The 9745-nt window shown below is 74.4% G+C and carries 1 protein-coding gene; it reads left to right on the top strand.

Annotated elements, in window-relative coordinates; translation table 11 throughout:
* Nucleotides 1–55: 55 nt before the first annotated feature.
* Entirely contained in the window at nt 56–9715 is a 9660-nt protein-coding gene (locus tag IF61_RS0124080; protein ID WP_052392978.1) for a non-ribosomal peptide synthetase, read from the top strand.
* The last annotated feature ends 30 nt before the right edge of the window (nt 9716–9745 follow it).

The following is a 9745-nucleotide window of genomic DNA, read 5'->3' as shown; positions in this document are numbered from 1 at the left end:
CGGCCCACCCGCCTCCCCGCCCATCACTCCTCGACCGAGAGCCGAGAGCGCCACCATGACTGACGTAACCGACCTGACCCCGGCAGACGACCCCGGCGCCGGATCCGCGCTCGAGGACGTCTACCCCCTGTCCTCCCTCCAGGAGGGCCTGCTCTTCCACGCCGTCTACGACGACGGCTCCCGCGACGTCTACGTCGTCCAGTCCCACCTCGACCTCACCGGCCCCCTCGCCACGGCCGACCTCGCCGCCGCGGCCGACGCCCTGCTGCGCCGGCACGCCAACCTGCGCGCCGGCTTCTGGTACGACGACGGCGAGGACCCCGTCCAGTTCGTGCAGCGCCAGGTCGGCACCCCCCTGCGCGAACTCGACCTCACATCGCTCGCCGCCGACCCGGCGGCCCGCGACGAGGCCGTCCGTGCCGCCATGGACGAGGACTGGCACCACCGCTTCGACCTCGCCGAACCGCCGCTCCTGCGGCTGACCCTGCTGCGTCTCGGCCCGGACACCGCCCGGCTCGTCGTCACCTGTCACCACCTGCTCCTCGACGGCTGGTCCATGCCGATCCTCGTGCGGGAGCTGCTCACCCTCGTCGGTTCCCGCGGCGACCTCGCCGTGCTGCCGCCCGTCCGCCCCTACCGCGACCACCTCGAACTGCTCGCGGGCCGGAACGCCGACGCCGCACGGCGCGCCTGGGCCGCCGCCCTCGACGGCATCACCGAGGCCCACCCCGTCGCCCCGGGGGCAGCCCTCGGCACCGCGGCCGAACCGGCGGACGCCGAGGCCGAGGCCGGCCCGGAGCTGACGGCCGCCCTCACCGCCGCGGCCCGCGCCCGGGGCCTGACGCTCGGCAACGTCCTGCACACGCTGTGGGGCGTCCTCGTGGGCTCCCTCACCGGCGCCTCCGACGTCGTCAGCGGCACCACCGTCTCGGGCCGCCCCGCGGACCTGCCCGGCGCCGACACCATGGTCGGCCTGTTCATCAACACCCTCCCGGTCCGCGTCCGCCTGGCACCCGGCGCGACGCTCGCCGCCACCGCCGCGGCCGTCCAGGCCGAGCAGGCCGCCCTGATGGACCACCAGCACCTCGGCCTGGGCGCCGTCCAGCGCCTGACCCCCGTCGAAGGGCCCCTCTTCGACACCCTGCTGGTCGTGGAGAACTACGCCGGCAGCGACGACGTCTCCGGCACCCTCGGCGCGGCCGCGGCCACCGGCGGCCTGCAGGTCACCGGCCTCGGCGCCCGCGACGCCACCCACTACCCGCTGACCATGCGCGTCCTGCCCGGCGGCGACACCCTGCGCCTGGAGCTCGGCTACCGCACGGACGTCTTCGACCGCGCGGCCGCCGAGCGCATCACCCACCGCTTCCTGCACCTCCTCACCCTCTTCGCCGAGGCACCCGAGACCCCGCTGGCCCGCCTCGGCCTGCTGCTCCCGGACGAGAGCCGGGCGCTGGCGGGCGAGTGGAACGCCACGGAACGGGCCGTGCCCGGTGGCACGCTCGTCACGCGGTTCGCGGAGCGGCTGGCAGCCACGCCGGACGCGACGGCGGTGGTCTACGAGAACCATGAGCTCACGTACCGTCAACTCGACGAGCTGTCGGACGCCCTCGCCGGCGAGCTGGCCGCCGCCGGTGCCGGCCCGGACCGGATCGTCGCCGTGGCCGTGCCCCGCTCGGCCGAGCTGATGGTCTCCCTGCTGGCCGTGCTCAAGTCCGGCGCCGCCTACCTGCCGCTGGACCTCGACCACCCCGCCGAGCGCCTCTCCGGGATGGCCGCCGACGCCGCACCCGTGTGCGTGGTGACCGTGGAGGCCGAGCGGGACCGGCTCTCCTGGCTCCCGGACGTGCCCGTCCTCCTCGCTGACGCCCCCCGCGCCGCCGACGCGCCGCCCGTACCGGCAGCCGCTGGCCCGCAGCACGCCGCCTACGTCATTTACACCTCCGGCTCCACCGGCCGCCCGAAGGGCGTCGTCGTCACCCACGAGGCGGTCGTCAACCGTCTGGACTGGATGCGGGAGGCGTACGGCTTCGGGCCGGCGGACCGGATCTTGCAGAAGACCCCGGCGAGCTTCGATGTGTCTGTCTGGGAGTTCTTCCTGCCGCTGGTCAGCGGTGCCGCCGTGGTCCTCGCCCGGCCGGGCGGCCACCGTGAGCCCGACCACCTGGCGGAGCTGACCGTGCGTTCGGGCATCACCGCCGCGCACTTTGTGCCGTCCATGCTCACGGCGTTCACCGCGGCGGCTGAGCAGGACGAGGCGATCCGTACAGGCTTCGGCGGCGTCCGTCGTGTCTTCTGCTCCGGTGAGGCGCTTCCCGCTGCGGCTGTGGACCGGTTCGCCGCGCTCTGGCCGCACATCGAGCTGCACAACCTGTACGGGCCGACCGAAGCCGCCGTCGACGTCACGTACCACCGGACGGAGCCCGGCGCGGACATCGTCCCCATCGGCCGGCCGGTGTGGAACACCCGCCTGCACGTGCTGGACGCGGCCCTGCGCCCCGTACCCGTGGGCGTGCCGGGCGAGCTCTACCTCGCCGGCGTCCAGCTGGCCCGCGGTTACCTGAACCGCCCGGGGCTGACCGCCTCCCGCTTCGTGGCCGACCCGTACGGTCCCGCCGGCACGCGGATCTACCGCACCGGCGACCTCGTGCGCCGCCGCGCGGACGGTGCCGTGGAATACCTCGGCCGTACCGACGACCAGGTCAAGGTCCGCGGGTTCCGCATCGAACTCGGCGAGATCGAGGCCGTCCTCGCCGCCCACCCGGCCGTCGGGCACACCGCCGTCCTGGTCCGCACCACCCCCGCCGGCGCCCAGCACGTCGTCGCCTACGTCGTCCCCGCCCCCGGCGCCGCCGCGGACCCCGAGGCGCTGCGCGCCGCGTGCGCGGCCCGCCTGCCCGACTACATGGTCCCGTCCGCCTTCGTGACCCTCGACGCCCTCCCCCTCGGCGTCAACGGCAAGCTTGACCGCGCCTCCCTGCCCGACGACCTCCCGGACGCCGCCGCGCCCGCCGCCGGCCGCGAACCGGCCACCCCGGCCGAGGCGGCGCTGTGCGCCCTCTTCGCCGAGGTCCTCGGACTCCCCGGCGCCGGCGTCCACGACGACTTCTTCCGGCTCGGCGGCGACAGCATCGTCTCCATCCGCCTCGTCGGCGCCGCACGCACCGCGGGCCTCGCCCTCAGCCCGCGCGACGTCTTCGAAGCACGCACTCCCGCCGCCCTGGCCGAGCGCGCCGGCCGCGCGCCCGCCGGCGACACCACCGGCCCCGTGGCCGCAGCCGAACTGCCCGCGCCCACCGAACAGGACCTGGCGGCCGTCCGCGCCGCCGCCCCCGAAACCACCGCGGTCTGGCCGCTCTCCCCGCTCCAGCAGGGCCTGCTCTTCGAAGCCCTCTACGACGAGGACGCCCTCGACGTCCACACCTCCCGCGACGTCGTCACCCTGCGCCGCCCCGTCCCCGCGGACACCCTGCGCACCGCGGTCACCGCCGTCCTCGACCGTCACCCCAACCTGCGCGCCGGCTTCCTCCACGAAGGACTCGACCGCCCCGTCCAGTTCATCCCGGCCACCACGAAGGTCCCCGTCACCGAGACCGACCTGCGCGCCCTCACGCCCGAGGCCGCCGGCGCCGAACTGCGCCGCCTGCAGGACGCCGAGGCCCGCACCCGCTTCGACCTCGCCGCCCCGCCCCTGGTGCGCCTGGCCTCCGTCCTCACCCCCGACGGCCGCCAGCACGTCCTCGTCACCCACCACATGCTGCTGTGGGACGGCTGGTCCACCGGCCTGTTCCTCCAGGAGCTCCTGGCCTGCTGCCACGCCCTGGCGACCACCGGCACCCCGCCGCGGCCGGGACCGGACGAGAAGCGGCCCCTGGCCTACCGCGACTTCCTCGCCTGGCTCCACACCCAGGACACCGCCGCCGGCGAAGACGCCTGGCGCTCGGCCCTGGCGGGCGTCGACGAGCCCACGCTCATCGCCCCGCAGGCCCGCGAGCGGGCCGCCCTGCTGCCCGAGCAGCACGTCACCGAGCTGACCGCCGGCCTGACTTCCCGCCTCACCGGCTACGCGAGGACCCACGGCCTGACGCTCAACACCGTCCTCTCGGGCGTCTGGAGCCTGCTCCTCGCCGGCCTGACGGGCCGCCAGGACGTCGTCTTCGGCACCACCGTCTCCGGCCGCCCGGCGGAGCTGACGGGCATCGACCGGACCATCGGCATGTTCCTCAACACCGTTCCCGTCCGGGCCCGGCTCGACCGGAACGAGACGGTCGTCGCGTACCTGACCCGCCTCCAGGACGAGCAGGCGGCGCTCCTGCCGCACCACCAGCTCAGCCTGGGCGCCATCCAGCGCGCCGCCGGGGCGGGCCGCCTCTTCGACACGCTCCAGGTCCTGCGCAACACGCCCGTCGACCAGGACGAGCGCGACCGCATCGGGCAGGCCCTCGGCGTGGACGACGTCACCGACGTGGACGCCACCCATTTCCCGCTGATCTTCGCGGCCAACCCGGGCGAACGCATCGGCTTCGAATGGAAGTTCCGCCCCGACGCCTTCGACCGCGCGACGGTCGAGGAGCACGCGGGCCGCCTCGTCGCCCTCCTGGAACAGATCACCGCCGACCCCGGCGTCCTCGTCCGCCGCCTCGACGTGCTGACGGAGCCGGAGCGCGGCGCGGTGCTGGGGGAGTGGGCGGAGACGGCGCGCGAGCTGCCGGACGCCTCGGTCGCCGACCTGCTGGCGGAGCGGGCGGCGTCCGTGCCGGACGCGGTGGCGCTGGTGGCGGGCGAGCGCACGTGGACGTTCGCCGAACTGGACGCCCAGGTGAACCGCCTGGCCCGGCTGTTCCTCGCCCGCGGCGCCGGACCGGACCGGGTGGTGGCGCTGGGCCTGCCGCGCTCGCTGGACATGGTGGCCGCGCTCTTCGCCGTCCTGCGGGCCGGGGCCGCTTATCTGCCGCTGGAGCTGGACTATCCGGTGGACCGGCTGGCTTACATGGTCGAGGAGACCGCTCCGGTCGTCCTCATCACGGACTCCTCCGTACGCGACCGCATGCCGGACGTCGACGGCGTTCCCCGCGTGGAGCTGGACGACCCCGCGGTCGCCGCCGAGCTGGCCGGGCTGTCCGGCGGGCCGGTGGACGCGCGCGTCGACCTCGACGCCGCCGCGTACGTGATCTTCACGTCCGGCTCGACGGGCCGCCCCAAGGGTGTCGTCACGCCCTACCGAGGCCTGACCAACATGCAGCTCAACCACCGAGAGGCGATCTTTAACCCGGTAGTGGAGGCGGCCGGTGGCCGTCGGCTGCGGATCGCGCACACGGTCTCGTTCTCCTTCGACATGTCGTGGGAGGAGCTGCTGTGGCTGGTGGAAGGACATGAGGTCCACGTCCTGGACGAGTCGTTGCGCCGGGATGCCGAGGGACTGGCGGCGTACTGCGCCGAGCAGGCGGTCGACGTCATCAACGTGACGCCGTCGTACGCCCAGGCACTCGTCGAGTGCGGCCTGCTCGACGAGGGACGGCACCGCCCGGTGCTCGTGCTGCTCGGCGGCGAGGCCGTCCCCGAGGCTCTGTGGACGCGCCTGAAGGAGACGCCGGGCCTCATGGGCTACAACCTCTACGGTCCGACCGAGTACACCATCAACACCCTTGGTGGCGGCACGCTCGACAGCGACACCGCGACCGTCGGCCGCCCCATCTGGAACACCCGGGCGCACGTCCTGGACGCGTGGCTGCGCCCGGTCCCGGTCGGCGTCCCGGGCGAGCTGTACGTGTCCGGTGTCGGCTTGGCGCGCGGCTATCTGAACCGGCCGGGCCTGTCGGCGGGCCGCTTCGTCGCGGACCCGTTCGGCGAGCCCGGCGCCCGCATGTACCGCACGGGCGACGTCGTGCGGTGGCGCCGGGACGGGCTGCTGGACTTCCTGGGCCGGGCCGACGACCAGGTGAAGATCCGTGGTTACCGCGTCGAGCCGGGTGAGATCGAGGACGCGCTGACGGGGCATTCGTCGGTCGCCCAGGCCGCGGTGGTGGTCCGCGAGGACGCCCCGGGCGTCAAGCGCCTCGCCGCCTACCTCGTACCCGCAGGCGCGGGCGGCATCGATACAGCCGCTGTCCGCCGCTCGCTGGCGGGGACGCTGCCCGAGTACATGGTCCCGTCGGCCTTCGTCGTCCTGGACGCACTGCCGCTGACCGTCAACGGCAAGCTCGACCGCAAGGCCCTCCCCGCACCGGACCCCGCCGGCACGGGAGGCGGCCGCGCGCCCGCGACCCCCCGGGAAGAGCAGCTGTGCGCCCTGTTCGGCGAGGTGCTCGGAACCGGCCCCGTAGGCCCCGACGACCACTTCCTCGACCTCGGCGGCCACTCGCTGCTGGCCACCCGCCTCGTCAGCCGCATCCGCACGGCCCTCGGCACCGGCCTCGCCGTCCGTGACCTCTTCGAGGCCCCGACCCCGGCCGCGCTCGCCGAGCGCACCGCGGGCGAGGTGCACGAACGGCCCGCGCTCGTACGCCGCGAGCGCCCCGCCGAGCTGCCGCTCTCGCATGCCCAGCGCCGCATGTGGTTCCTGCAGAACCTCGACGGTTCGGGCGCCACCTACAACGTCCCCCTCGTCGTCCGCGTGAGCGGCGCGCTCGACCTGGACGCGCTGCGGCACGCCGTGGCCGACGTGACCGGCCGCCACGAGAGCCTGCGCACCGTCGTGGCCGAGCACGAGGGCCGCGTCGTCCAGCGCGTCCTCGACGCGCCGGACCCCGCCGCCGCGCTGCACGTCGCCGCCACCACGGAGGCGACGCTGCAGGCCGACGTGGAGGGCGCCGTCCGCCACGGCTTCGATCTCTCGTGCGAACTGCCCCTGCGCGTCACCGTGCTGGAGATCGGCCCCGGGGACCACGTCCTGGTGCTGCTCTTCCACCACATCGCCGGCGACGAGTGGTCGATGCTGCCGTTCGTCGACGACATCACCACGGCGTACACCCGCCGTGCGGAAGGCGCTGCCCCCGACTGGCAGCCGCTGCCCGTGCAGTACGCGGACTACGCGCTGTGGCAGCGCGACCTGCTGGGCGACCCCGCGGACGAGCACAGCCTGCACAGCCGCCAGGCGGCGTACTGGAAGCAGGCGCTGGCGGGCCTCCCGGAGGAGCTCGCCCTGCCCACCGACCGCCCACGGACACCGGCGACCGGGACCGGGCTGCGGGGCGCCACCGTACGGGCCCAGGTGCCGCCGGCCGTCTACCGCGGGCTGCGCGACGCCGCCGCGGCCACGGGCACGACCACGTTCATGGTCCTGCAGGCGGCCGTCGCCACCCTGCTGCACCGGCTCGGCGCGGGCGACGACATCCCCCTCGGCGCGCCGGTCGCGGGCCGCGCGGACGCCGCCCTCGACGGGCTCGTCGGGTTCTTCGTCAACACCCTCGTGCTGCGCAACGACCTGTCGGGCGACCCCGCGTTCACCGAGCTCCTCGGCCGGGTCCGGGAGCACGACCTGGCGGCCTTCGCCCACCAGGACCTGCCCTTCGACAGCCTCGTCGAGGCCGTCAACCCGCCGCGCGTCCCCGGCCGCCACCCGCTGTTCCAGGTGATGCTCGGGTACCGCAACAGCGACGGCGAGGCCCGCCGGCTCCTCGGGCTGGAGAGCCGCGTCCTCCCCTTCGAGCTGGGCGCCGTGAAGTTCGAGCTCGACTTCAACTTCGAGGAGACCCCCTCCGCCGACGAGCTCGACATCGCCTTCGAGTACGCGGCCGACCTGTACGACCGCTCCACCGCCGAGTCCCTCGTCGAGCGCCTCCTCTCCCTCCTCGCCCAGGTGGCCGAGGACCCGGCCCGCCGCATCGGCTCCCTCGACGTGCTCACGCGGGAGGAGCGGGGCGCGGTGCTGGGGGAGTGGGCGGAGACGGCGCGCGAGCTGCCGGACGCCTCGGTCGCCGGCCTGCTGGCCGAACAGGCCGCCCGTACGCCGGAGGCGGTGGCGCTGGTGGCGGGAGACCGGGTGTGGTCGTTCGCCGAGCTGGACGCACGGGTGAATCGTTTCGCCCGGCTGCTGCTGGCCCGCGGCGCCGGCCCGGAGCGCGTGGTGGCCCTCGGACTGCCGCGCTCGCTGGACATGGTGGCCGCCCTCTTCGCCGTCCTGCGCACCGGGGCCGCTTATCTGCCGCTGGAGCTGGACTACCCGGTGGACCGGCTGGCCTACATGGTCGAGGAGACCCGGCCGGTCGTCCTGCTCACGGACTCCACGGCCCGCGACCGCATGCCGGACGTCGACGGCGTCCCGCGCGTGGAGCTCGACGATCCCGCGGTCGCCGCCGAACTGGCCGGCCTGCCCGACGGCCCGGCGGGCGCGCGGGTGGAGCTCGACGCCGCCGCGTACGTCATCTTCACGTCCGGTTCCACGGGCCGCCCCAAGGGCGTGGTCACGCCCTACCGCGGCCTGACCAACATGCTCCTGAACCACCGCGAGGCGATCTTCAACCCCGTCGTGGAATCCGCCGGTGGCCGTCGGCTGCGGATCGCGCACACGGTGTCGTTCTCCTTCGACATGTCGTGGGAGGAGCTGCTGTGGCTGGTGGAAGGACATGAGGTGCATGTCCTGGACGAGTCGCTGCGGCGCGACGCGGAGGGCCTGGCGGCGTACTGCGCCGAACAGGCCGTGGACGTCATCAACGTGACGCCGTCGTACGCCCAGGCGCTCGTCGAGTGCGGCCTGCTGGACGAGAACCGTCACCGTCCCGTACTGGTCCTCCTCGGTGGCGAGGCCGTCCCCGAGTCACTCTGGACGCGGCTCCGCGAGACGCCGGGCCTCATGGGCTACAACCTCTACGGTCCGACCGAGTACACCATCAACACCCTGGGCGGCGGCACGCTCGACAGCGACACCGCGACCGTCGGCCGCCCCATCTGGAACACCCGGGCCTACGTGCTCGACGCGCGGCTGTGCCCGGTGCCCGTCGGGGTCCCCGGCGAGCTGTACGTGTCCGGTGTCGGCCTGGCGCGCGGCTACCTCGACCGTCCGGGCCTGACCGCGGGCCGCTTCCTCGCCGACCCCTTCGGCGCGGCATTCGGCGAGCCCGGCGCCCGCATGTACCGCACGGGCGATGTCGTGCGGTGGCGCCGGGACGGCCTGCTGGACTTCCTGGGCCGGGCCGACGACCAGGTGAAGATCCGCGGCTACCGCGTCGAGCCGGGCGAGATCGAGGACGCCCTGACTGCCCTGCCCCCGGTCGCCCAGGCCACCGTCGTGGTCCGCGAGGACACCCCCGGCGTCAAGCGCCTCGCCGCCTACCTCGTACCCGCGTCCGCGGGCGGCATTGATACAGCCGCCGTACGGCGTTCACTGGCCACGTCCTTGCCCGAATACATGATCCCGTCGGCGTTCGTCGTCCTGGACGCGCTGCCGCTGACCGTCAACGGCAAGCTCGACCGCAAGGCCCTCCCCGCACCGACCGCGGCCGACATGGCCGCCGGCGGCACGGGCCGCGCCCCGCGCGACGTGGCGGAGAAGACGCTCTGCGACGTCTTCGCCGACGTGCTCGGACTGCCCGAGGTCACGGTCGACGACGGCTTCTTCGAACTCGGCGGCCACTCGCTGCTGGCGATGACCCTCGTGCTGCGCATCCGCGAGGCCTTCGGCACCGGCGAGGCCGGCCCGGGCATCGCCGACCTGCTGGCGGGGCCGACCGTCGCGGAACTCGCGGCCCGCCTCCGGGCATCCGCACCCGAAGCTTCCTGACCCACCATCAATTCACCGCAAAAGGAGCAC

The organism is Streptomyces roseoverticillatus (genome assembly GCF_000719265.1).
GTDB lineage: Bacteria > Actinomycetota > Actinomycetes > Streptomycetales > Streptomycetaceae > Streptomyces > Streptomyces roseoverticillatus.
The sequence above is the reverse complement of the archived record's forward strand: the minus strand, read 5'-3'. Positions and strand labels throughout refer to the sequence as shown.

Coding starts and splice junctions, on each gene's coding strand:
- IF61_RS0124080 (WP_052392978.1), top strand. CDS start 56: ATGACTGACGTAACCGACCTGACCCCGGCAGACGACCCCGGCGCCGGA.